20 protein-coding genes and 1 pseudogene are annotated in these 22619 nt (G+C 56.9%); 10 read left to right on the top strand and 11 right to left on the bottom strand.

Translation table 11 applies throughout. The features are described from left to right. Window positions 1–147: 147 nt before the first annotated feature. Both fklB and cycA read left to right on the top strand, forming a co-directional pair. The gene (fklB, locus tag DAI21_RS02060) at window positions 148–768 is read left to right on the top strand and encodes an FKBP-type peptidyl-prolyl cis-trans isomerase (protein WP_187469894.1); all 621 of its coding nucleotides are present in this window, start codon (window positions 148–150) and stop codon (window positions 766–768) included. Window positions 769–1076: 308 nt separating this feature from the next. Next, window positions 1077–2486 carry a D-serine/D-alanine/glycine transporter gene (gene cycA, locus DAI21_RS02055; protein WP_100777871.1) on the top strand — a complete coding sequence of 470 codons (1410 nt, stop codon included), beginning with the start codon at window positions 1077–1079 and terminating at the stop codon, window positions 2484–2486. Between the two features lie 87 nt (window positions 2487–2573). On the opposite strand, the gene ytfE is transcribed toward cycA, so the two are convergent. Next, the gene (gene ytfE / locus DAI21_RS02050) at window positions 2574–3236 is read right to left on the bottom strand and encodes an iron-sulfur cluster repair protein YtfE (RefSeq protein ID WP_100777870.1); all 663 of its coding nucleotides are present in this window, start codon (window positions 3234–3236) and stop codon (window positions 2574–2576) included. 248 nt (window positions 3237–3484) lie between these two features. Between ytfE and DAI21_RS02045 the strand changes: the two genes are divergently transcribed. After that, entirely contained in the window at window positions 3485–5134 is a 1650-nt protein-coding gene (locus tag DAI21_RS02045) for a methyl-accepting chemotaxis protein (RefSeq protein ID WP_107702385.1), read from the top strand. A gap of 79 nt (window positions 5135–5213) precedes the next feature. On the opposite strand, the pseudogene DAI21_RS02040 reads toward DAI21_RS02045, so the two are convergent. The 3 genes and pseudogenes from DAI21_RS02040 to DAI21_RS02030 all read right to left on the bottom strand — a co-directional run bounded on the left by DAI21_RS02040 (window position 5214) and on the right by DAI21_RS02030 (window position 8011). Next, a pseudogene (locus DAI21_RS02040) lies at window positions 5214–6181 on the bottom strand (DMT family transporter). 75 nt (window positions 6182–6256) lie between these two features. Next, on the bottom strand, window positions 6257–7081 hold the full coding sequence (locus tag DAI21_RS02035; protein WP_107702384.1) for an AraC family transcriptional regulator: 825 nt from the start codon (window positions 7079–7081) through the stop codon (window positions 6257–6259). A gap of 81 nt (window positions 7082–7162) precedes the next feature. Continuing rightward, entirely contained in the window at window positions 7163–8011 is an 849-nt protein-coding gene (locus tag DAI21_RS02030) for an SDR family oxidoreductase (RefSeq protein ID WP_107702383.1), read from the bottom strand. A gap of 169 nt (window positions 8012–8180) precedes the next feature. On the opposite strand from DAI21_RS02030, the gene DAI21_RS02025 reads away from it, so the two are divergent. Genes DAI21_RS02025 through DAI21_RS02005 form a run of 5 tightly spaced genes read left to right on the top strand, consistent with a single transcriptional unit; the run spans window position 8181 to window position 12108 of the window. Then, window positions 8181–8540 (top strand): copper resistance protein, encoded by a 360-nt coding sequence (locus DAI21_RS02025; protein WP_107702382.1) that lies wholly within the window; start codon window positions 8181–8183, stop codon window positions 8538–8540. A 48-nt stretch (window positions 8541–8588) separates the two neighbouring features. Then, the gene (locus tag DAI21_RS02020; protein WP_107702381.1) at window positions 8589–10592 is read left to right on the top strand and encodes a protein-disulfide reductase DsbD; all 2004 of its coding nucleotides are present in this window, start codon (window positions 8589–8591) and stop codon (window positions 10590–10592) included. Between the two features lie 2 nt (window positions 10593–10594). Further along, window positions 10595–11179: a DsbA family protein gene (locus tag DAI21_RS02015; protein WP_107702380.1), complete on the top strand. Its 585-nt coding sequence runs from the start codon at window positions 10595–10597 to the stop codon at window positions 11177–11179. Then, window positions 11169–11672 carry a protein disulfide oxidoreductase gene (locus DAI21_RS02010; RefSeq protein WP_107702379.1) on the top strand — a complete coding sequence of 168 codons (504 nt, stop codon included), beginning with the start codon at window positions 11169–11171 and terminating at the stop codon, window positions 11670–11672. Before DAI21_RS02015 ends, DAI21_RS02010 begins: the two co-directional genes overlap by 11 nt. 49 nt (window positions 11673–11721) lie before the next feature. Beyond that, window positions 11722–12108, top strand: a complete 387-nt coding sequence (locus DAI21_RS02005; protein ID WP_100777862.1) for a helix-turn-helix domain-containing protein — start codon at window positions 11722–11724, stop codon at window positions 12106–12108. 58 nt (window positions 12109–12166) lie between these two features. Here the strand turns inward: DAI21_RS02005 and DAI21_RS02000 are convergent, their stop codons facing one another. Further along, window positions 12167–14110, bottom strand: a complete 1944-nt coding sequence (locus DAI21_RS02000; protein WP_102104457.1) for a bifunctional 2',3'-cyclic-nucleotide 2'-phosphodiesterase/3'-nucleotidase — start codon at window positions 14108–14110, stop codon at window positions 12167–12169. 190 nt (window positions 14111–14300) lie between these two features. Between DAI21_RS02000 and cysQ the strand changes: the two genes are divergently transcribed. After that, window positions 14301–15041 (top strand): 3'(2'),5'-bisphosphate nucleotidase CysQ, encoded by a 741-nt coding sequence (cysQ, locus tag DAI21_RS01995; RefSeq protein WP_107702378.1) that lies wholly within the window; start codon window positions 14301–14303, stop codon window positions 15039–15041. Here cysQ and DAI21_RS01990 read toward each other — a convergent pair. Next, on the bottom strand, window positions 15035–15592 hold the full coding sequence (locus tag DAI21_RS01990; protein WP_100777859.1) for a YtfJ family protein: 558 nt from the start codon (window positions 15590–15592) through the stop codon (window positions 15035–15037). The two genes, cysQ and DAI21_RS01990, sit on opposite strands and share 7 nt — an antisense overlap. Window positions 15593–15913: 321 nt before the next feature. Here DAI21_RS01990 and DAI21_RS01985 point away from each other — a divergent pair, with 321 nt between their 5' ends. Further along, on the top strand, window positions 15914–16120 hold the full coding sequence (locus DAI21_RS01985; protein ID WP_012015808.1) for a DUF1107 domain-containing protein: 207 nt from the start codon (window positions 15914–15916) through the stop codon (window positions 16118–16120). 74 nt (window positions 16121–16194) lie between these two features. Here DAI21_RS01985 and DAI21_RS01980 read toward each other — a convergent pair whose 3' ends face one another. The 5 genes from DAI21_RS01980 to DAI21_RS01960 all read right to left on the bottom strand — a co-directional run bounded on the left by DAI21_RS01980 (window position 16195) and on the right by DAI21_RS01960 (window position 22609). Beyond that, entirely contained in the window at window positions 16195–17532 is a 1338-nt protein-coding gene (locus tag DAI21_RS01980) for a hemolysin family protein (RefSeq protein ID WP_100777858.1), read from the bottom strand. Between the two features lie 193 nt (window positions 17533–17725). After that, entirely contained in the window at window positions 17726–19264 is a 1539-nt protein-coding gene (locus tag DAI21_RS01975) for an MFS transporter (protein WP_107702377.1), read from the bottom strand. A 58-nt stretch (window positions 19265–19322) separates the two neighbouring features. Next, window positions 19323–20348, bottom strand: coding sequence for a Gfo/Idh/MocA family protein (locus DAI21_RS01970; RefSeq protein ID WP_107702376.1), 1026 nt, complete (start codon window positions 20346–20348; stop codon window positions 19323–19325). A 12-nt stretch (window positions 20349–20360) separates the two neighbouring features. After that, entirely contained in the window at window positions 20361–21428 is a 1068-nt protein-coding gene (locus tag DAI21_RS01965; protein ID WP_107702375.1) for a Gfo/Idh/MocA family protein, read from the bottom strand. 2 nt (window positions 21429–21430) lie between these two features. After that, window positions 21431–22609 (bottom strand): Gfo/Idh/MocA family protein, encoded by a 1179-nt coding sequence (locus tag DAI21_RS01960; RefSeq protein ID WP_107702374.1) that lies wholly within the window; start codon window positions 22607–22609, stop codon window positions 21431–21433. Window positions 22610–22619 lie beyond the last annotated feature (10 nt).

Genomic DNA, 22619 nt, shown 5'->3' with positions numbered 1-22619 from the left:
GTGTGACTCACGTTTAGGAAAACACCTGGTCACCTCTATTGTTTCTGTTTCGGCGCAGTTTGTCATCTTAACTTAAGACAAAGTTTTACCCATAAGGGCGTGGCTGATATGCTGCCCGCTACTTTAAATGTGATGGAAGGAAAACCCATGACCACCCCGACTTTTGACACTATCGAAGCGCAGGCAAGCTACGGTATCGGTTTGCAGGTAGGACAGCAGCTGAGCGAATCCGGCCTGGAAGGACTGTTACCTGAAGCACTGGTGGCGGGTATCGCTGACGCGCTGGAAGGCAAACACCCGGCTGTACCGGTAGACGTTGTACATCGCGCACTGCGTGAAGTTCACGAACGTGCGGATGCCGTTCGTCGCGAGCGTTTTGAAGAGATGGCCGCCGAAGGCGTGAAATACCTGGAAGAGAACCGTGAGAAAGAGGGCGTGAACAGCACCGAATCCGGCCTGCAGTTCCGCGTCATCACTCAGGGCGAAGGCGCAATCCCGGCACGTACTGACCATGTACGCGTGCACTACACCGGTAAACTGATCGACGGTACGGTGTTCGACAGCTCTGTCGCCCGTGGCGAACCGGCTGAATTCCCGGTCAACGGCGTGATCCCAGGCTGGATCGAAGCGCTGACGCTGATGCCTGTAGGTTCCAAATGGGAACTGACTATCCCGCAGAACCTGGCTTACGGCGAGCGTGGCGCTGGCGCGTCCATCCCGCCATTCAGCACCCTGGTGTTTGAAGTCGAGCTGCTGGAAATTCTGTAATCGGCACACGCATTTCCTCTCCCCTTGCGGGAGGGGAAATAGTGAGAAAACCTATAGTTAAGCCGATATCAATATTTTATCTTGCAAAGCTACGAGTTGCGTGTATTTTTGTGAGCTGTTTCGCGTTGTATGAGTGATATGACACTCACTTTAAACATATTATTAACATAATATCTATTTCATAGTATTCATCCCGCCGATTCTTACCTACTATCGATGAGTCCTTTTTAAGGGACCGTCACATCATGACGTAACTAAAGGCCAGAAGAGCCTTAACAACACAGACAGGCATAACAGGAAAAAAACACATGGTAGATCAGGTAAAAGTCGTTGCCGACGAAGAGGCTTCGTCTGAACAGTCGCTACGGCGCAATCTCACAAACCGTCATATTCAGCTTATCGCCATCGGCGGTGCCATCGGCACAGGGCTGTTCATGGGGTCGGGCAAAACCATCAGTCTTGCCGGGCCGTCGATCATCTTCGTCTATATGATCATCGGTTTTATGCTGTTCTTCGTGATGCGCGCAATGGGTGAATTGCTGCTCTCGAATCTCGAATACAAATCTTTTAGCGACTTCGCTTCTGACCTGCTCGGCCCCTGGGCGGGATACTTTACCGGCTGGACGTACTGGTTCTGCTGGGTGGTCACCGGCATGGCTGACGTTGTCGCCATCACCGCCTACGCGCAATTCTGGTTCCCCGGTCTTTCCGACTGGGTGGCGTCCCTTGCGGTGATCGTCCTGCTGCTGAGCCTCAACCTCGCCACCGTAAAAATGTTTGGTGAGATGGAGTTCTGGTTTGCGATGATCAAAATCGTCGCCATCGTCGGGCTGATTGTCGTGGGGCTGGTGATGGTGCTGACGCACTTCCAGTCACCGACCGGCGTGCAGGCTTCCTTTACACACCTGTGGAATGACGGCGGCTGGTTCCCGAAAGGGCTGAGCGGCTTCTTTGCTGGCTTCCAGATTGCGGTGTTCGCCTTCGTGGGTATTGAGCTGGTGGGCACCACCGCTGCGGAAACCAAAGATCCGGAGAAATCCCTGCCGCGCGCAATCAACTCCATCCCGATTCGTATCATCATGTTTTACGTCTTCGCGCTGATCGTCATTATGTCCGTGACGCCGTGGAGCTCCGTCGTTCCAACCAAAAGCCCGTTTGTAGAACTGTTCGTGCTGGTTGGTCTGCCTGCTGCGGCAAGCCTGATTAACTTCGTGGTGCTGACGTCGGCGGCCTCTTCTGCCAACAGCGGCGTGTTCTCGACCAGCCGTATGCTGTTCGGTCTGGCGCAGGAAGGCGTGGCACCCAGCGCTTTCGCGAAGCTCTCCAAACGTGCCGTACCGGCGAAAGGGCTAACCTTCTCTTGTATCTGCCTGCTGGGCGGTGTGGTGATGCTGTACGTCAACCCGAGCGTGATTGGTGCGTTCACCATGATCACCACGGTCTCCGCGATCCTGTTCATGTTTGTCTGGACCATCATCCTCTGCTCGTACCTGGTGTACCGCAAACAGCGTCCGCAACTGCATGAGAAGTCCATCTACAAAATGCCGCTCGGCAAGCTGATGTGCTGGGTCTGTATGGCGTTCTTCGTGTTTGTGCTGGTTCTGTTGACGCTGGAAGATGACACCCGTCAGGCGCTGATCGTAACGCCGCTGTGGTTCATTGCGCTGGGGTTAGGCTGGCTGTTTATCGGTAAGAAACGTATGGCAGGCATGCGCTAAGTCTGTTGCCGGAGGCGCCTTTCGCCTCTCCGGCACACTAAGGCACAAATAGAGGCCCGGTAAGCGCTCACGCGACCGGGCCTTTTTTTATTCCCCGGCTAAGGCACGTGGGAACAGGACGTTATTTTCCAGACTGATGTGTTCCATCAGATCGTCGATCATCTCGTTAATGCCGTTGTACATCGCTTTCCAGGTCGTGCAGGCATCTGGCGGCGGCGTCACGTTATTGGTGGTGTGTTTGATCACCTCCAGCAGTTCGCCCGCGTCGTCGTGCTCGCTCTCCATGACGCTGATCGGTCCCATCGCCTGCGTACCCATGCCCTGTTTGATCATCGGGAAGAGGATCTGCTCCTCTTTCATCATGTGGCTGGATAACTCTTCGTGCAGCATGGTCAGGTATTTCGCCAGGCCGCGCGGTACGGTGGCTTTATCGGCATGCACGCGCTCAACTTTGGTCGCCTGGAGAATCAGTTCCGGGAGCTGTTCGCGATGACGGTCGTGGTAACGCACGATGATGTGGTCGATGATTTCCGCCAGCGCCACGCTGCGCCAGTCTTTCTCGATGGGCTGTTCGGCCAGCTGCGCCAGTTCAGCTTCAATCGCGTCAACATCCAGCGCCTTACGCAATGCCGCACGCGCCAGCGTTTGCTTCCCGCCGCAGCAGTAGTCCATATCGTATTTACGGAACAGCGCAGATGCGCGCGGGATGGAGAGCGCCAGCTCGCCTAAAGGTTGGTCGCGGAAGGCCATCGTCGTTACCTCATCATTAAGAATATAAGATGCATTTTAAATGCATCTTTATGGTGAAGCTATAACCCTTTGGGGGCAGCGGCGAAAATGAGAGATCCGTCACATTTATTTTGATGTATTAACCTGCTGAATGGATTTGAAAAATTCCGCGAATAGGCTTCTCATGCCGGAGAAGACGTTAAACAACCCCGCGCCCCTGCCGATAGATACAGGTCAGATAAAATCCTGCAGATAACTAAAGGCATCGCATGTTTAAACGTATAAAAGTCATCACCCTCTTAATCTCGGTGTTGCTCGGGCTGGGCGCCGTTCAGCTGATCTCCGCCGGGGTATTCATCAATGCTCTGAATAATGACAAAGACAATTTCACCGTCTCTCAGCTCTCCAGCCAGAACGTCGCGGAATTTACTGACGCCTGGATCAGCCTCAACCAGGCGCGCGTCACCCTCAACCGTGGAATGCTCCGCTTGCAGAGCAGCGTGGCGAGCCAGATTAACGGCGGGCAGCTGAACGAGCTGGTCGCTACCGCGAAAAACCTGCTGACGGAAGCGCAGGGTCATTACGATAAATATTACGCCCTGCCGGAAACGCCGGGGATGGACGAAAACCTCTCCAAACAGCTGGAAGAGCAGTACCGCGTCTACTCCGCCACTCTGACGCAAATGAACACCTTACTGGCACAGGGCAACCTGGAAGATATGTTCAAGCAAAACGCCGAGCAAAAGCAGACCGCGATGCAAAAGGTGTATCGCGAGTGGCGTGAAGCGCAGGCGAAGCTGACCAGTAAAGGCATTCAGGACAATGAAAGCGACTACACCCGCATCCTGTGGATCCTCTCCGCCATTATGGTGGTGGTCGCCGCCGTTATTATTACCAGCTGGATTGCGATGCGCCGCGTACTGTTGCTCCCGCTGCATGATGTCATCAGCCATATCCGCGCGATTGCGGCAGGCGATCTGACGCAGCCGATCGACGCCCAGGGCAAGAACGAAATGGCGGTACTGGCGCGTAACGTACAAGAGATGCAAACCGCACTGGCGAACACCGTCGGCGTGGTGCGCGAAGGGGCTGACACAATCTATACGGGCGCCGGTGAAATTTCCGTCGGCAGCAACGATCTCTCCTCCCGCACCGAGCAGCAGGCCGCGTCGCTGGAAGAGACCGCTGCGAGCATGGAACAGCTGACCGCCACCGTGAAGCAAAACGCCGATAACGCCCGTCAGGCGTCCCGACTGGCGCTGGATGCATCAACCACCGCCAAAAAAGGCGGCAGCGTGGTGGAAGGCGTAGTGCGCACGATGGATGAGATTGCCACCAGTTCCAGCAAAATTGCCCAGATCACTAACGTGATCGACGGCATTGCCTTCCAGACCAACATCCTGGCTCTCAACGCGGCGGTAGAAGCGGCGCGTGCAGGTGAGCAGGGCCGTGGTTTTGCAGTCGTGGCAGGGGAAGTCCGTACTCTGGCCCAGCGTAGCGCTCAGGCCGCGAAAGAGATCAAAGCGCTGATCGATGATTCAGGCGATCGCGTCAACGCCGGTTCTGCACTGGTGAATCAGGCCGGGGAGACCATGTCTGAAATCGTGAATGCCGTCACCCGCGTGACCGATATCATGGGCGAAATCGCCTCGGCGTCCGACGAGCAGAGCCGTGGTATCGATCAGGTCGGGCAGGCGGTCGCCGAGATGGATCGCGTGACTCAGCAGAACGCCTCGCTGGTGGAAGAGTCAGCGGCAGCCGCGGCGGCGCTGGAAGATCAGGCTGCGCGCCTGAACGAAGCGGTCGCGGTGTTTAAAATCACTCGCGGTCAGGCGGTAAAAGCGGCACCGGTGAAAACCTACGTCGCAAAAGCTAAACCCGCAGCAGCGATGGTTGACGGGAACTGGGAAACCTTCTGACAGAGTCCGGAGGGCGCTTGCGTCCATCCGGCTACTACAATCCGCTCCCGGAAAGCCCTGACGCTTTCCGGGCGTGGTGTCAAACCTGCGAAACCGTCACCACCGTCGGTTTTTCCGGCTTCGCTCTGACGGCAATCACCACTCCCACCACCAGCAGCAAAATCCCGCCCCCGTTAACAGCGGCGGCACGCTCTGGCGCATCAGGAAGGTATAAAGCAGCCCGGCCAGGGTTTCGAACACGATCAACGGGCCGAGAATCACCGTCGGCAATTTCTGGCTGGCGATATTCCAGCACAAAGCACCCACCCACGAGCACAGCACCGCAATCGCCACCATCAGGCCGACAAACACCCACGGACGCGGCCCGAACGGCAGGGCAAACTCCGGCTGTTGCAGCCCCAGCCACCAGCAAGATGCGATGTAGCCGAGCAGCGATACCGGCAGCGTCACCAGCGCCTGGGCGGTGGCCCACATCATCGGATGCTTATCCGGGTTTTCCCGCAGCCAGCGGGCGTTACGCAGGGCATACCACGCCCAGCAGACCACGGAGATCGACGCCAGCAAAATCCCCGAGCCGTAACGCCATCCGTCAAACTCATCGACACGCGCATGACGCAGCTCGGCGATGTTCACAAAAGCCAGACCGATGGCGATACACACCAGCGCAGGCAGCATTTTCGACCACGCCAGTTTACCGTCGCGATGGCTATAGAGCAGGTTGGCGAACACCGGAATCACCACCGGCAGGGTGCCGATAATCATGGTCGACACGGGCGCGCCGGTGCGCTGAATGGCGCTGGCCAGACAAACGTAATAGATCAGATTGCCCATCATGGTCAGGCCCAGGGCGGTAACCCAGTCACCGCGACTCAGCTGACGCAGGCGAGCACGGCCCATCCACGCCAGCGGCAGGGCGAAAAGCCCCAGCGCCAGATAGCGCCCCATCGACTGCAACATTGCCGGGTATTCCGGCACAATGAGCGGGCCGACAAAAATTAATCCCCACATCAAACCCGCCAGCAGGGCATACAACACGCCGCTAATCATTTTGCCATCCACGTCAGAGAAACCTGCGCACAGTGTAGAAAGAGGTCCGCCGGGAATATTGTATGAGATTGCGCATTAGCGCCGTACGACCTGCTTCTGGTAGCGAACGGGGGTAATGCCGTAGCGATGGGTAAAGGCGCGGGTGAGATGAGACTGATCGGTCAGCCCGGTCGCGGCGGCCACTTCAGCGGCCGGCATGCCGAGGGTGAGAAACGCTTTGGCGCGCCACAGGCGGATCGCCATCAGCATCTGGTGCGGCGTCACGTGAAAGTGCGCTTTGAACTGGCGCTGGAAATGGTACGGACTCAGCGAGACCACGCGCGCCAGCTCATCCAGGGTCACCGGATGCATATAGTTGTCGTGCAGGTACTCGCGCGCCCGCTCGAAGCGGTGCGCCCCTTCCTGAATGACCGGAGCATGGTGTGCCAGCGGCTGAAATGTCTCGATCAGATCCAGCAGTAAGCCTTTCTGGGCCAGCGGATCGTCCGTGTGCCACAGTCCGTAAATCAGCTGACAGATCTGCTGCGAACGTAGCGGGTCGTGGCGCGTGACGTCGCTAAACCACCAGTGGCGAATGCCGGTCACCTCTTCGAGCAGAGCGGGATCGAGATAGACCATCCGGTAGCGCCAGCCGTCTTCAGTGGCGGCCTCGCCGGTGTGCAACTCGTCGGGATTCATGGTGACAACAGAATGAACGGGCGCGACATGCTGCGCGCCACGATAGCGAAAGCGTTCGGCTCCGGCTTCTATCGCGCCGATCCCGAAGGCTTCGTGGGTGTGAGGTTCAAAGGCGTAACGTGAGATATGCGCATGATACAGTTCGACGCCTGGCACCTGCGCCAGATGGCGAAAGCGCGCGCTGTCTCTCTCATCGATGAACTGTTCGGGTACGCCTTGCACGGTGATCCTCCAGGTGGGTCATCTATTCATTATCAGAGATGACCCACGGGGATGCCACTAAAATTAACCACCGCTTAACAATTACAGAATGCCTTTGATGCTCTCAGCCAGCGGCGTGGTCGGGCGACCGATCAGTTTGCTCAGGGTACGGCTGTCGTCGAACAGACCGCCCTTCGAGGCACCGACATCGGAATCTGCCAGCATATCCGCCAGCCCGGCCGGTAAGCCCACGCTTTTCAGCGCGGCGGCGAAATCGGCTTCGCTCAGGTTCTGATAGGTCACCGGTTTTCCGCTTTGCTTGCTCAGCTCAGCAGCCAGTTCGCTCAACGTCCACGCCGTATCTCCAGCCAGTTCGTACACGTTGCCTGCGTGACCCTCTTCCGCGATCACTTTCGCCGCCGCAGCGGCATAATCTTCGCGTGTGGCTGCGGCGATTTTGCCGTCACCCGCCGCGCCGATAAACACGCCGTGCTCCAGGGCCGGTGGTGCGCTGGCGAGATAGTTTTCGGTGTACCAGCCGTTACGCAGCAGGGCGTAAGGAATGCCGGACTCGGCCAGCGCCTTTTCGGTAGCGATGTGTTCATCGCGCAGGCCGAGTGGCGACTTATCCGCATGGAGCAGACTGGTGTAGGCAATAAATTTCACGCCCGCCGCCTTTGCCGCGTTGATAACATTCTGATGCTGGGTCGCACGCTGGCCGACTTCGCTTGAGGAGATCAGCAGCAGTTTCTCCACGCCGCTCAGGGCGGTGGTGAACGCGGCCTGGTCGGTGTAATCCGCCTGGCGAACGGTAATGCCTTTCTGGCTCAGGGCGTCGGCTTTTGCCGGGTTACGTACAATTGCCACGATCTCGCTGGCAGGAACGGTTTTAAGCAGGTTGTTGATAACGTGTTGGCCAAGCTGGCCGGTTGCGCCGGTAATTGCGATCATGAGTTATTTCCTCGTTGTTTGCATGGTATGAAGGAACATTACCACTCCTACTAACTTTTAGTAAGTACGTACAAAAAGGTAAGTGTTAAATTTGTCATCACGACGTTTCTTTACAGCACAGCGTCTTTTTTGCCGCTAAGATATCCGCCTGAATTTGATTGAGGCGTCTATGATCCCCCGTCAGCGTAAAGCTTTTCTTCTTGTCGCTCTGGCATGTCTGGTGGTGCTTGTCTGCACCACTCAGCGCATGGCGGGGCTGCACGCGCTGGTGATGAACGCCGCTTCCGTGGCTCAGCAAACGGTAGAGCAGACTGGCGACAGCGATGCCCCGGTCACCCCCTGCGAGCTGAGTGCCAAATCCCTGCTGGCAACACCGCCGATCATGTTTGAAGGCGCGCTGTTTGCCATCACGCTGGTCCTGGCGGTGCTGGCCGCCGTACCCCATCGTCCGGTGCGCCGCTGGCCGCCTCGCGTCATCTCTCCGCCCCGATTGCGGGTGCATCTGCGACTCTGCGTATTCCGTGAATGATTGATTACCTGCTAATTCAGGTTAATTAATTATTTATGGAGAAAATAAATGTATGCATTTTTAAGGCAGCTTGTGCTCTGCCTGTTCTGGCTATGGCTGCCCGTCAGTCAGGCCGCCGACAGCGGCTGGCTACGCGCTGCGGATAATGATCTCGCCAGCGTTCGCGTGCGGGCAGACGCCCGGCAAGGGCACGACACGCGCCTGCTGCTGGATGTCCGTCTCGAAAAAGGCTGGAAAACCTACTGGCGATCGCCTGGAGAGGGCGGCATCGCCCCGGCGATAAGCTGGAACACGCCGCTGGAGATGGACTGGCGCTGGCCGGTGCCGCAGCGTTTCGAGGTGGCAGGCATTACCACGCAGGGCTACGACGGTAACGTGTCGTTTCCGATCACCCTGCGCGGCGCAATGCCGGAGAAACTGACGGGCGTGCTCACGCTCTCCACCTGCAGCAACGTCTGCATCCTGACGTACTACCCCTTTGCGCTGGATCTCAGTGCGCCCGCCGATCCGCAATTTAGTTACGATTTCAGCCGCGCGCTGGGTACGCTGCCGCTCAAGGAAGGGCTCACTTCCGATCTAAGCGCCGGTTTCGGTGACGAAAAGCTTCGTATCACTGCTACTCGCGAGGCGGGCTGGCAAAAGCCCGAGCTGTTTATCGACACCCTGGCCGACACGGATTTTGGCAAACCGGTTTACCGGATTGACGGCCAGACCCTGACCGCGACGCTGCCCGTCAGCGACGGCTGGGGAGACAGCGCACCGGATCTGCGTGGCAAAACCCTGTCGCTGGTGCTCGCTGACAGCGGTCAGGCGCAGGAGAGTCAGGTGACGGTGGGCGACGCGCCATCCAGTGACGCTCCGTTTAGCCTGGCCTGGATTCTGCTGATGGCGCTGGCCGGAGGGCTGATCCTCAACGTCATGCCGTGCGTCCTGCCGGTGCTGGCGATGAAACTGGGCAGTGTCGTGCAAGCCTCGTCGACTCATCGCCGCGTGGTGCGTCAGCAGTTTATGGCCTCGGCCGCCGGGATCGTGACCTCGTTCCTCGAGCTGGCGCTGATGATGACGGCGCTGCGTCTCAGCAATCAGGCGCTCGGCTGGGGCATCCAGTTCCAGAACCCGTGGTTTATCGCCGCGATGGTGCTGGTGATGGTGGGCTTCAGCGCCAGCCTGCTGGGGCTGTTTGAAATCAGGCTCTCATCCGGTGTCTCTACGTTTCTCGCCACGCGGGGCGGCAATGGTCTGGTGGGTCATTTCTGCCAGGGGGCCTTTGCGACGCTGCTGGCAACTCCGTGCACGGCGCCGTTTCTCGGCACGGCGGTTTCGGTGGCATTGGTCGCCCCGTTGTCCCTGCTGTGGGGGATATTCCTGGTGATGGGGATCGGCATGAGCCTGCCGTGGCTGTTGATCGCTGCCTGGCCAGGGCTGGCGCTGCGACTGCCGCGACCGGGACGCTGGATGAACGTCGTGCGGATAATCCTCGGCCTGATGATGCTCGCGTCAGGGCTGTGGCTTGCCAGCCTGCTCGCCGTTCACATTGGGCGAGTGCCGACGCAAGCGTTAGGCGCGTTCATCGTCATCACGCTGCTGATCGCCACGCTATGGCGCTGGGGATGGCGGGTGAGTGCCCTGGCCGCGATGGTGTCGCTCGGTATTTCTCTTCCGCTCATCGGCGCCGGTCAACCGGGGCTGGCGAAAGATCGCATCGTCTGGCAGCCGCTCAGCGAACAGGCGATTACCGCCGCGCTGGCCGACAACAAACGGGTCTTCGTCGATGTCACCGCCGACTGGTGCGTGACCTGCAAAGCGAACAAATACAACGTGCTGCTACGCGACGAGGTGCAAAACGCCCTCAGCGAGCCGGATGTGGTTGCACTGCGCGGCGACTGGAGCCGTCCATCCGAGACGATTAGCCAGTTCCTTCGCGCGCGTCAGAGTGCCGCCGTCCCCTTCAACCAAATTTATGGCCCCGGACTGGAGCAAGGCCGCATATTGCCGCCGCTGCTGGATCGTGACGATCTCCTTCAGACCCTGAATAACGCCAAAGGACACTAACAATGCGTATTTTAACTTTGATCATGCTGTTCTGTTTTTCGACCCTGAGTTTTGCCGCTGAACCCGATCTGGAGAATTTGCTCTGGAATGATCCCGACACGCCTGCGATGGGCGCAGAAAAACCACGCCTGACGCTGGTGTCGTTTACCGATTACAACTGCCCCTACTGCAAGCAGTTTGACCCGGAGCTTGAGAAGATTGTGCATAAATTTCCGGACGTCAAACTGGTGGTGAAACTGCTGCCGTTTCGCAGTGAAAGCTCGGCCCACTCAGCGCGAATTGCGCTGACGGCCTGGCGACAGCAGCCTCAGCAGTATTGGGCGCTGCACCAGCGATTGATGTCGAAGAAAGGCTATCACGACGAGGCTTCTATCCTGGCCGCTCAGCAGAAAACGGGTACGGGCGCCATCAAGGCCGATGAGAAGAGCGGCGAAACCCTGCAAATGAATTTGATTCTTGCTCAGGTGCTGGGCGTGCAGGGCACTCCGGCGACCCTGGTCGGCAAAACCCTGGTGCCGGGCGCTATTCCGTACGACGACCTGGAGGCGCTGGTGAAGCAAGAGCTGGCGAAGCACGATGCGCAGTAAAACGCTGCGCTGGCTGCGTGAGGGTATTGTCTGGCTGCTGATTGCCTTCGCGGCAGTGCTGATCACCGATCAGTTCCGCAAACCCTCGCTCCCGGCGACCTTCATCAGCACGCCGCTGCAGACGCTGGACGGCGAATCGGTGGATCTGGCGCAGCGCAGCCACGACAGACCGCTGCTGGTGTATTTCTGGGCGACCTGGTGTGGCGTATGCCGCTACACCACGCCGTCGGTGGCAGAGATGTCAGAGGAGGGGAGAAACGTCATCAGCGTGGCGCTGCGTTCCGGTGACGATGCCACGCTGAGCCATTGGCTGGCGAAAAAACGCTACGGGATGCCGACGGTCAACGACCCTCAGGGCCAGCTCGCACGCCGCTGGCAGGTGCAGGTGACCCCGACGGTGCTTATCGTCTCGCGCGGAGAGGTCAAATCCATTACCACGGGTTACACCAGCGGCTGGGGCATGAAGCTGCGGCTCTGGTGGGCGGGATTTTGATGTGGCATAATATCACTAACTTTTAGTTAGTATGTGTGAAAAGATCAGTATGAAAACAGCAATCCCTACCCTCAGCGAGCAAATGCGCGACGGCAACCTGTTTGCCGAGCAGTGTCCGTCCCGTGAAGTGCTCAAACACGTTACCAGCCGTTGGGGCGTGCTGATTCTGGTGGCGTTGCGCCAGGGCACGCATCGCTTTAGCGACCTGCGTCGTAAAATGGGTGGCGTCAGCGAGAAGATGCTGGCGCAGTCATTACAGGCGCTGGAGCAGGATGGATTTGTGAATCGTGTGTCGTATCCGGTGGTGCCTCCGCACGTGGAGTACAGCCTCACGCCGCTGGGCGATGAGGTGAGCGAGAAGGTCGCTGCGCTGGTGGACTGGATCGAGGTAAATACGCCGCAGGTGTTGGCTCATCGCGAGGATCGTGCGGCGTGATTGCCGCACGGCGTTAACCTTTACCCGGCCTGCCATTGTGCAGGTCGGGTAAATACGTTTACTTGCTCAAATCCACCTGATAAATCGCGAACCCGATATCATCGGTTCCGGTCTTGCTCATCGGATACTGCGCTTTGTCTTTGATAAACGCCGCCGCTTTGTCAGACGGTGACGTCTCAAAACGAATATCCAGCTTAGACGCGCTCTGAATCGGGGCCAGACGCCAGTTATTGTCTGCCGCCGGATGGATCGCGCCATCCTTTTTCGACTGCTCGCCAATCCACGCCGCCAGCACCGAGCGGTTCTCGTCCGGTGATGCAAACGCGATATGGCTATCGCCGGTCCCGGCGAATTTGCCGCCGTACGCGCGATAGTTATTGGTCGCGACCAGGAATACCGCGTTCGGGTCGATCGGTTTACCCTGGAAGGTCAGATGCTTGATACGTTCCGCCTGCGGGTTCACCGTCTGACACTCGCCGTCGTATTTCGCTGGCTGTGACACGTCGATCTGGTATTCCACGCCGTCGATCACGTCGAAGTTATAGGTGCGGAAACCGTCCCAGTTGATCAGCGACTGCGGCTTACTGCTGTGAACGTCGATCTGGTTAAACTGACCGGCGGAACACTCCAGCCACTCTTTCACCTCTTTCCCCGTGGCTTTTACCACCACCAGCGTGTTCGGGTAAAGATAGAGATCCGCCGCGTTACGGAAGGTGAGCTGACCTTTTTCTACTTCAACGTAGCTGGCCGGATCGTTTTTACGTCCACCGACTTTAAACGGAGCCGCGGCGGAAAGCACCGGCAGTTTCGCCAGGTCCGGATCGCCCTGAATAAAGCGCTCAACGTAGGCTTTCTGCGCCATATTCACCACCTGAACAGTGGGATCGTCCTGCACCAGCGCCAGGTAGCTGTACATGTTGTCGGAGGATTTCCCGACCGGCTTGCTGACAAATTCGCGGGTCGCATCGTGATCGTGTTTCAGCACGTTCAGGATATTTTTATCTTCGGCCGCCAGCGATTTTTTCGCCGCCGCGTCGTAGATTGGGCGCGCTTCGGCTTTCGACTGGGTCACCTGCCATTTTCCGCCATCGTTATTCAGCACCAGATCCACCACGCCCAGATGATCGCCCCACATGCCGGGCATCACCGACGGCACGCCGTTGAGGGTTCCTTTCTCGATATCGGCACCTTTAATGCTGGCGAAATCTTTGCCAGGGAAGACCGCGTGCGCGTGACCAAACAGAATGGCGTCAACGCCCGGTACTTCGCTGAGGTAATAGACGGAGTTCTCGGCCATCGCCTGATACGGATCGGCAGACAGCCCGGAGTGCGCCACTACGACCACCAGATCAGCCCCTTTCTCACGCATTTCCGGAACATACTTGCGCGCGGTTTCGGTGATGTCATTAACGGTCACTTTGCCCGAGAGATTGGCTTTATCCCACGTCATGATCTGCGGTGGCACAAACCCGATATAGCCGATTTTCAGCGTCTGCTTTTTACCGTCCTGATCCACGACCTCAGTTTCTTTAATCAGATAAGGCGTAAATAGCGGCTTTTGGGTCTTAACGTCGATGATATTGGCGTTAACGTACGGGAATTTTGCGCCAGCGAGCGCCATGTGCAGATAATCCAGGCCGTAGTTAAACTCGTGGTTCCCGAGGTTACCGACGGCGTAATCCAGGGTATTCAACGCCTTATAAACCGGGTGAATATCGCCTTTTTTCAGCCCCTTCGCCGCCATGTAATCGCCGAGCGGACTACCCTGAATTAAGTCGCCGTTATCGACCAGCACGCTGTTTTTCACCTCGCCGCGCGCGGCGTTAATCAAACTTGCGGTGCGTACCAGTCCGAATTTTTCGGTCGGGGTATCTTTGTAGTAATCGAAATCCATCATGTTGCTATGCAGGTCGGTAGTTTCCAGAATGCGAAGATCTACCGTCGCGGCCTGCACGCTTGCGGCAATCAGCGTTGCCAGGAGCGTTGCGCTAAACTTAATCATCAGAGGAGTCCTTTTTTCGATCCAAGCCACAAAAGAATATGTATGTATATTTTGTTGCTTACAGAAGTGTGAATCCTGCCAGAAAAAAGCGTCGTGAAACCAGAATTGCTTCACAGATAGCGGAATTGTTAACAATACGATATAACTAAAACAATAAGTTATGACCACTGCGATAACGAAGAGGTGGATAATGTTAGATAAAATTTGTCAGCTCGCACGGGATGCGGGTGATGCCATTATGCAGGTCTACGATGGCACAAAGCCGTTGGACGTTGTCAGCAAAGCGGATGACTCTCCGGTGACAGCGGCCGATCTCGCGGCCCACGAGGTGATCCTCAAAGGGCTTCAGGCCCTGACGCCGGATATCCCGGTGCTGTCTGAAGAAGATCCGCAGAGCTGGGATGTACGCCAGCACTGGCAGCGCTACTGGCTGGTGGACCCGCTGGATGGCACCAAAGAGTTTATCAAGCGTAACGGTGAGTTCACCGTCAATATTGCCTTGATTGAAAACGGGAAAGCGGTGCTGGGCGTGGTCTACGCGCCGGTGCTGAAGGTGATGTACAGCGCCGCAGAAGGCAAGGCGTGGAAAGAAGAGAGCGGTACGCGCAAGCCCATCCAGGTGCGCGACGCGCGACCACCGCTGGTGGTCATCAGCCGTTCCCACAGTGACGCTGAGTTGCAGGAGTACCTGCATCAAATCGGCGAGCACCAGACGACGTCGATTGGCTCGTCGCTGAAATTCTGCCTGGTGGCGGAAGGGCAGGCGCAGCTGTATCCGCGCTTTGGGCCAACCAACGTCTGGGATACAGCGGCAGGTCACGCGGTGGCGTCTGCCGCGGGCGCACACGTTCACGACTGGCAGGGCAAGCCACTGGACTACACCCCGCGCGAGTCGTTCTTAAATCCGGGCTTCCGGGTCTCGATTTACTGACCGAGCAATTTGTGCAGCAGGGCGACAACCTGCTGCACCTCTTCCTGCGTCAGCGCGCCGTCTTTCACCCACTGCACGCGGCCATCTTTATCCAGCACCACAATCGCTGAACTCTCCTCTTCCAGACCCCAGGCTTTACGCGTCACGCCATCGCTGTCGACAATAAACTGCGACCACGGATAGAGCTTTTTATTGCTCTCCAGGCTGCTGCGCACAAACATGCCTGAGCCTGGAATCGCGTCATCGGTGTTCACGATGGTGGTGGTCTGGTAGCGGTCATGCGGGAATTTGCCTGTCTTAATCGCTTCCACGAGGGTGGCATTTTTCTCTTTTGCCGAGGTACGACCGGCAATATGTTGCACCACTCGCACTTTGCCCGCGAGCTGCGCGCTATTCCAGGGTTTATAGCTAAACTTATCATTGTCGAGAATCAATTCTCCGCGATCGGCAATACCGACTGGCGGCACACGTTGTCCCTTTTCAATGTTGTGTGCGGAAGCCATCAGCGGCAGTAACAGGCAGGCTGCGGCCAGGATGTTACGAAGGGTCATGGTGTTTCCTTATAGTTGCAGGTGATCCGACCACTTGGTCTTACGGTTTAATCATAAGTGCGATCAATCGGCTTTTCCCGCAATCCGAGTGCCAGTTTGCGGGCGAACGCACATATCCGTAAAAAAACGAAGGCTTATACTGCTTTTAGAAATGCTATGCAAAGAATGTTCTGAATATTTGTAATCAAACGGTAAATAAACTTATGCATACTGGGTATCAACGTTTTTCTGGTCTATAGTCATTGAGCAATAAATTTGCGCTCAGGACAGTCGGCCCGATTGTGGCGCCGCAAGAGCGTATGATTCGCAGGAGATACAAGAATGAAAATTTTCCAACGCTACAACCCGCTTCAGGTGGCGAAGTACGTGAAGATCCTGTTCCGAGGACGGTTGTACATCAAGGATGTTGGCGCTTTCGAATTTGATAAGGGCAAAATTCTTATCCCGAAAGTGAAGGACAAACAGCACTATTCTGTGATGTCCGAAGTCAACCGCCAGGTTATGCGTCTGCAAACTGAGATGGCTTAACCACGTGCTATGCAGTAGTTAAAGCAGTATATAAAAACGGCTCCCATTGGGAGCCGTTGATGTTTGTGGGGGACTTACGCCGAGGCTTTCTCTTCCGCGTCCGGCAGCTTCGGCACAAGCACGGTCGGTTTGTTATCGATGCGTGTCACCAGCAGCTGGTCGATGCGGTAGTTGTCGATATCCACCACTTCAAACTTATAGCCGGAGAACTTCACCGAGTCGGTACGTTTGGGGATTTTACGCAGCATAAACATCATAAAGCCGCCAATCGTCTCGTAGTTGCCCGACTGCGGGAATTCGTCGATATCCAGCACGCGCATCACGTCTTCAATCGGCGTGCCGCCATCCACCAGCCATGAGTTCTCATCGCGCGCGACGATCTGCTCTTCCAGACCCTGGCCGACCAGGTCACCCATCAGGGTGGTCATCACGTCGTTGAGCGTAATGATACCCACGACCAGCGCGTATTCATTCATGATCACCGCGAAGTCTTCGCCCGCAGTTTTGAAACTTTCCAGCGCTTCGGAGAGCGTCAGGGTGTCCGGCACAATCAGGGTATTGCGGATCTGCACGCCGCTGTTCAGCGCCAGGCTTTGGTTAGCCAGCACGCGGTTCAGCAGGTCTTTTGAATCGACGTAGCCGATGATGTGATCGATATCTTCGTTACAGACCAGGAACTTGGAGTGCGGATGCTCGGCCACCTTGTTTTTCAGGCTCTGCTCGTCTTCGTGCAGATCGAACCAAATCACGTTTTCGCGCCCGGTCATGGAGGACGGCACGGTACGGGATTCGAGTTCAAACACGTTCTCGATCAGTTCATGCTCCTGCTTACGCAGAACACCTGCCAGCGCACCGGCCTCAAACACCGCGTAAATATCATCAGACGTGATGTCATCTTTACGCACCATCGGCAGTTTGAAGAGGCGGAAAATGGTGTTTGCCAGGCCGTTAAAGAACCAGACCAGCGGACGGAACACGTACAGGCAGAAGCGCATCGGGTTGATGATGCGCAAAGCCACAGCTTCTGGCGCAATCATACCGATGCGTTTCGGGGTTAAATCCGCGAACAGGATGAACAGGCCGGTCACCAGCGAGAAGGAGAGAATAAAGCTCAGCTGCTCGGACAGTTCAGGCGAGAAGTACTTCGAGAACAGGCTATAGAAAGCCGGAGAAAAGGCTGCGTCACCCACGATACCGCCGAGAATGGCGACGGCGTTCAGACCGATTTGCACCACGGTAAAGAACATACCGGGGTTTTCCTGCATTTTCAGGATGCGTTGTGCATTGAGATTGCCATCGTCGGCAAGCAGTTTAAGTTTGATCTTGCGGGAGGCGGCCAGCGAAATCTCAGATATCGAGAAAAATGCACTGACGGCAATAAGACAAAGTATTACTAAAATACTGTTTAACATAGTTTATCCGGCTTCTCGCCAGATCCTCGGAAGGGAAGTTGATTTCGTTTGTGTGAAGACACATTGAACATCGGCTCGTAGCGTTGAGCCGATTATTTCAGCGGGTAGTATAGCGTAAACGTGTGTAAATCCGCCAGAGGTCACATTTTTGGCAAAAACAGGCCGGGCAGGCGGGTGCTGCCCGGCCCCTTAATCAGGACAAACTGACATTATCCACTGGTCGCCGTGCGGCGTTACCGCCCCAGACCTCGTCGTACTCATAGCCCGTGAGCTGTTTAATGACCACCCGGGTACGCGCATCGCAGTCGCGGTAATCGCCGCCAAGTTTGCGACGGGCGATCTCTTTGAGCAGCAGTTTGTGGGTGTCGCGCGTTAGGGTGAATTTATAGGTAGTGATGAAACTCACCGCCAGCAGCGCGGAGGTGGCAAACAGCATCAGGCCGATAATGGCGTACAGTGCCGATTCAGGCTGCGCACCGTTGCCTTTCACAAACCCGGACTCCTGCAACACCACGCCGATCAGCATGATCGCCAGCGCGACGGTGCTTTTACGCGTCAGCACCATGACGCCGGCAAAAATCCCCTCCCGGCGCTGCTGGGTAACCATCTCGTCGATGTCAGGAATAAAGCTGTAGATGTTCCACGGGATGTAATACAACCCGGCACGCGCCGCGCCAAGCAGAATAAAGACCGCCGAGAACAGCAGAGCAGGGACCTGGGTTTCCGTGTAATAGACGGCGAACAAGAACGCCAGCACGAAGAATATACAGCCGTAGGAGATTCGCAGCGCCGCCGACGGAGAAATATTCAGCCGGTTTAACAGCAGCATAAATCCGTAAGTGCCCGGTACCGAGGCGAACGCGGCGATACTGAGCCAGCCGGAAACCGCCGCTGCGTCCTGGCTCAGGCAATAAACCACGTAATAAGTAAAAACTGAACCGAACACATCCATCGCGGTAAACGAGAAAATATAGATGATGATGTGTAAACGAAAGGCGCGAATTTGGAAGGCGGAGAAGAGATCCAGTACCAGATATTTCAGGTGATTGAGTAAACCGCTACTGCGGTGGGTCTCAATTTTAAAATCGGACTCCTGATGCACATCTTTCGCCTCCCAGGTGGTGCGCCAGGTAATAAATACCGCGAGACAAAAGACGCAGGAGAAGATTAATCCGGTGAGGGTATAAGTAAACGGATTATCTTTCCCGGTGAAATGCATAATCACGCCGGGCACAGACACCGCCAGAAAACCGCCGAGCTGGGAGCAGATCATGCGCACTCCGGACAAGCGGCTGCGCTCTTCGTAGCGGTTGGTCATCTCAGCCGCCAGCGTCTCCCACGGCACGAGCACCATCGCCGACAATAATTCAATCGACAAATAGGTGCCGAGATAATACCAGTAGCCCATATCGGTTACCCACAGCAGGGCATATAAAAACATCAGCGGTGAACTTAATAATAAAAAGAAGCGGCGGCGACCAAATTTTCGCCCGAGCCAGGTATTGCCAAAATTGTCGGTGATATAACCCATAATCGGGCTTAATACGGCGTCAATTACCCGCGCAATAGCAAAGATAGAACCGGCTTCGAGCACGCTCAGTCCGCAATAGGTGGTATAAAAAAATAACAGCCAGGTGCCAATAATGGCGAAAGCGCCTCCGCCAAACAGATCGGTTATGCCGTAGCCAAGCGCCACACCATAACCAACCCTGCGTTCAGTTGGTTTGACCATAATATTGATACTCAGAGTAGGGTTATTATGAACCAGATTTATTCTGGCCGATTTTTATTCACTGCTGATTAATCTCAATCCATTGCCGAATCTGGGATGAACGATAAATGGCCTCCACAAGGTTGATTGATTTTCCGGCTTCGCGAATATCGGTGTAATCCGCTTTTTCCGGGTTTTGGATGGCGGCATAAAAATCGCCAATCGCGTGCTGGTGGCCTAAACCCCAGTAGCTTTTTGCCACACCGTTTGGCGATGCGTCGCTTACCAGTTTCACCCGCTCGCCGTTGCACAACCGCCACAGGGCGTTGTCGCACAGCTGCAAGGTGCCGTTTTCGCAGTGAATCTCGAGCAGCAGCGGCGAGTCGATGGTGTGGCAGTTGGTGGCGTAAAACAGGCCACGCGCGCCGTTGGTGAAGTGCAGCGTCGCCATCGCGCTGTCCTCGGCTTGCGTCACGTCGGCCAGCTCGCCGCTGTCGACGACCCCTTTCAGGCGCGTCACGCCGCCCGCAAACCACTGCATCAGATCGAGGGTGTGAATCGCCTGATTGATCAGCAAGCTCCCGCCCTCGGTGGCAAAACGTCCGCGCCAGGGACTTTCGGTGTAATAAGCGTCCGAACGCGACCAGGTGAGCACGGCTTTGATACTCAGCATCTTGCCCATCTCCCCCTCTGCCAGCTCCCGTCGGATGCGCTGGCTGGTGGGGTTGAGCCGGTTCTGATAGCACACGCCAAGCAGCCCCGCCGCATTCTGCACGGCGTGCGCGATCTCAGTGATTTCGCCGCCGTTCATCCCCACCGGCTTTTCGCAGAACACATGCTTTCCTGCCGCAAGGGCCGCCAGAATCATCCGTTTATGTTCGAAATGCGGCGTGCAGATGTGAATCACGTCGATTTCGTCATCCAGCAGCATCTCCTGATAATCCTGATAAAAGCGGCACTGATACGCCATCGCCAGCTTCAAACCGACTTCGCTGTTGATATCCGCCAGCGCGCGCAGGGTCACGCCAGGCATCTGGCGCAGGGCATTGACGTGGCAGCTGTGGATCGCACCGCCGCCGATAAGGGCTGCATTGAGCGTTTTCATCCGCACCTCTCGTTAATCCGCCGCGTTTGCCAGCATCTGCGCTTTCACGCACAGCTCGGCTGCTTTAAAGGCGTGCGCCTGGGTCATCGCGTTTTCGGTGCGATTCAGGCAGTCCAGGATCAGCTCGCCAAAGAACGGGAAACCGACCTGACCCGCCACCGGATAGCGAAATTCGCCCTCGTTGTTGACGAGAAAGACCACGTCCTGTTCGCCGCGCGTGAGATCGACATATTTGCGGATTTCGATATACCCGTCGGTGCCGAGCAGCGTCAGACGGCCATCGCCCCAGGTTGACAGCCCGTTGGGGGTAAACCAGTCGCAGCGGAAGTAGCCGCTGGCCCCGTTTTCACCCTTGAGCATCGCGTCGCCGAAATCTTCAAAATCTGGGTGGTGCGGATGGTTGAAATTTCGTGCCTGGCTGGCGACCACCGTGGCCTCGTGGTTGCCGGTGTAAAACAGGAATTGCTCGATCTGGTGGCTGCCGATATCGCACAGAATGCCGCCGAAATAGCGCCGCTCGTAGAACCAGTCCGGGCGGCATTGCCCTTCGCGGTGCGGGCCCGTGCCGAGGGTCTGTACCACGCGACCTATCGCCCCCTGTTTCACCAGTTGCCCGGCAAACACTGCGCTTTCGACGTGCAGACGCTCGCTGTAATAGACCGCGTATTTACGCCCGGTTTTCGCCACCATCACTTTGGCATCATCGAGCTGCTCCAGCGTAGTCAGGGGGGCTTTGTCGGTGAAATAGTCTTTGCCGGCGGCCATGGCTTTCAGCCCTAACGCGCAGCGCTCGGACGGAACCGCCGCCCCGGCGACCAGCTGCACGTCGCTGTCGGCAAGAATCACCTCCAGCGAGTCAGCGACCTTCACCTGCGGATACTGCTGCACAAATTTATCCACTTTCGCGGGATCGGGATCGTAGACCCATTTCAGCGTCGCCCCGGCCTCCATCAGCCCGTTGCACATGCCGTAGATATGGCCGTGATCGAGAGCCGCTGCCGCAAAGACAAATTCACCGGGCTGGACCACCGGCTGTGGTTTGCCCACGGGCGCGTAATTCATACCGTCATGTTTATTCATGGTCAGATCCCCTGGTCCAGATTTTTGCCTAATGGAATGGCGCCGGTTTCGCTGAAATTGGCGACGCTGGCGGATTTTTGGTAGAAGCGCGGGGCGAGCACGTTGGTGCCACCGGTGCGATAGAACGGGTCATCGCGGGAGATGGGCAGTCGGACCACACTTCCGGTGATGGACGATTTATAGATGGCGGTGATGAGTTCAAGGGAGCGTTTGCCCTGTACGCCATCGACCAGCGGAGCGGTTTGCTGTTCAACCGCGCGCAGCAGGTCGTGGATCTGCCCGGTATGCAGCGTCCACTCGAGTTTGGGCGTCTCGTGAAATACCGCATTCAGCTGCGTTTCGCGCGTCGTATCGTTCGCGGCCTGCGGGAAACCGTTGTCGGCGCTGACGCTGGCGAACACCTCCCACGGTGCGGAGATCCGCGCTTTCTCACCCTGAATCACAATCTTCTGATCCTCTCCGTGGTGCACCACGGAAGCGGTGAGTTGCGTGAGTGCGCCGCTGGGGTATTTGAAAATCGCGGCGCTCAGATCTTCCACTTCGGCGTTGTCGTGAGCGACGTTGGTCATCATCGCCACCACTTCCGACGGAAAGCCCAGCATCCACTGGATGGCGTCGATGTGGTGAACCGCATGGTTGAGGGTGCAGCCGCCGCCCTCTTTCTCCCAGGTGCCGCGCCACCACAGGTCGTAATAGCAGTGGCCGCGCCACCAGAACGAGTCCACCTGCGCGTGGCAGATTTTGCCCGCCAGGCCGGAATCCAGCGCCGCTTTCAGCCGCCAGAAGGCGTCGGTAAAGCGGTTCTGGGCGATGATCGACAGGGTTTTCCCGCTGGCTTGTTGCGCGGCAATCATCGCGTCACACTCCTCAAGCGACGCGGCCATCGGCTTTTCACACAGTACGTGACACCCGGCATTCAGGGCGTCGATGCTGATTTCGGCGTGGACGTAGGGCGGCGTGCAGACGTCGACGATATCAATATCCGCTTCGGCGGCCAGCATCTGCTGGTGGCTTTCATAGATGCGCGCGTCATTCAGGCCGTAGCGCGCTTTTTTCTCGTGCGCTTTTTCCGGGTAGATGTCCACCAGCGCCACGATGGTGCAGCGCTGGCCGAACTGCAAATAGCTCTGAATATGGTTATGCGAGATGTTCCCTGTTCCCACGATGGCGATTTTTAACATCGTTCTTTTC

It is taken from the genome of Lelliottia sp. WB101 (assembly GCF_003051885.1).
Lineage (GTDB): Bacteria > Pseudomonadota > Gammaproteobacteria > Enterobacterales > Enterobacteriaceae > Enterobacter > Enterobacter nimipressuralis.
This window is presented reverse-complemented; position numbering and strand designations above follow the sequence as displayed.

Excerpts from the sequence above, each read along its gene's own strand:
- fklB (WP_187469894.1), top strand. The coding sequence starts at position 148 with ATGACCACCCCGACTTTTGACACTATCGAAGCGCAGGCAAGCTACGGT.
- cycA (WP_100777871.1), top strand. The coding sequence starts at position 1,077 with ATGGTAGATCAGGTAAAAGTCGTTGCCGACGAAGAGGCTTCGTCTGAA.
- ytfE (WP_100777870.1), bottom strand. The coding sequence starts at position 3,236 with ATGGCCTTCCGCGACCAACCTTTAGGCGAGCTGGCGCTCTCCATCCCG.
- DAI21_RS02045 (WP_107702385.1), top strand. The coding sequence starts at position 3,485 with ATGTTTAAACGTATAAAAGTCATCACCCTCTTAATCTCGGTGTTGCTC.
- DAI21_RS02030 (WP_107702383.1), bottom strand. The coding sequence starts at position 8,011 with ATGATCGCAATTACCGGCGCAACCGGCCAGCTTGGCCAACACGTTATC.
- DAI21_RS02025 (WP_107702382.1), top strand. The coding sequence starts at position 8,181 with ATGATCCCCCGTCAGCGTAAAGCTTTTCTTCTTGTCGCTCTGGCATGT.
- DAI21_RS02020 (WP_107702381.1), top strand. The coding sequence starts at position 8,589 with ATGTATGCATTTTTAAGGCAGCTTGTGCTCTGCCTGTTCTGGCTATGG.
- DAI21_RS02015 (WP_107702380.1), top strand. The coding sequence starts at position 10,595 with ATGCGTATTTTAACTTTGATCATGCTGTTCTGTTTTTCGACCCTGAGT.
- DAI21_RS02010 (WP_107702379.1), top strand. The coding sequence starts at position 11,169 with ATGCGCAGTAAAACGCTGCGCTGGCTGCGTGAGGGTATTGTCTGGCTG.
- DAI21_RS02005 (WP_100777862.1), top strand. The coding sequence starts at position 11,722 with ATGAAAACAGCAATCCCTACCCTCAGCGAGCAAATGCGCGACGGCAAC.
- DAI21_RS02000 (WP_102104457.1), bottom strand. The coding sequence starts at position 14,110 with ATGATTAAGTTTAGCGCAACGCTCCTGGCAACGCTGATTGCCGCAAGC.
- cysQ (WP_107702378.1), top strand. The coding sequence starts at position 14,301 with ATGTTAGATAAAATTTGTCAGCTCGCACGGGATGCGGGTGATGCCATT.
- DAI21_RS01990 (WP_100777859.1), bottom strand. The coding sequence starts at position 15,592 with ATGACCCTTCGTAACATCCTGGCCGCAGCCTGCCTGTTACTGCCGCTG.
- DAI21_RS01985 (WP_012015808.1), top strand. The coding sequence starts at position 15,914 with ATGAAAATTTTCCAACGCTACAACCCGCTTCAGGTGGCGAAGTACGTG.
- DAI21_RS01980 (WP_100777858.1), bottom strand. The coding sequence starts at position 17,532 with ATGTTAAACAGTATTTTAGTAATACTTTGTCTTATTGCCGTCAGTGCA.
- DAI21_RS01975 (WP_107702377.1), bottom strand. The coding sequence starts at position 19,264 with ATGGTCAAACCAACTGAACGCAGGGTTGGTTATGGTGTGGCGCTTGGC.
- DAI21_RS01970 (WP_107702376.1), bottom strand. The coding sequence starts at position 20,348 with ATGAAAACGCTCAATGCAGCCCTTATCGGCGGCGGTGCGATCCACAGC.
- DAI21_RS01965 (WP_107702375.1), bottom strand. The coding sequence starts at position 21,428 with ATGAATAAACATGACGGTATGAATTACGCGCCCGTGGGCAAACCACAG.
- DAI21_RS01960 (WP_107702374.1), bottom strand. The coding sequence starts at position 22,609 with ATGTTAAAAATCGCCATCGTGGGAACAGGGAACATCTCGCATAACCAT.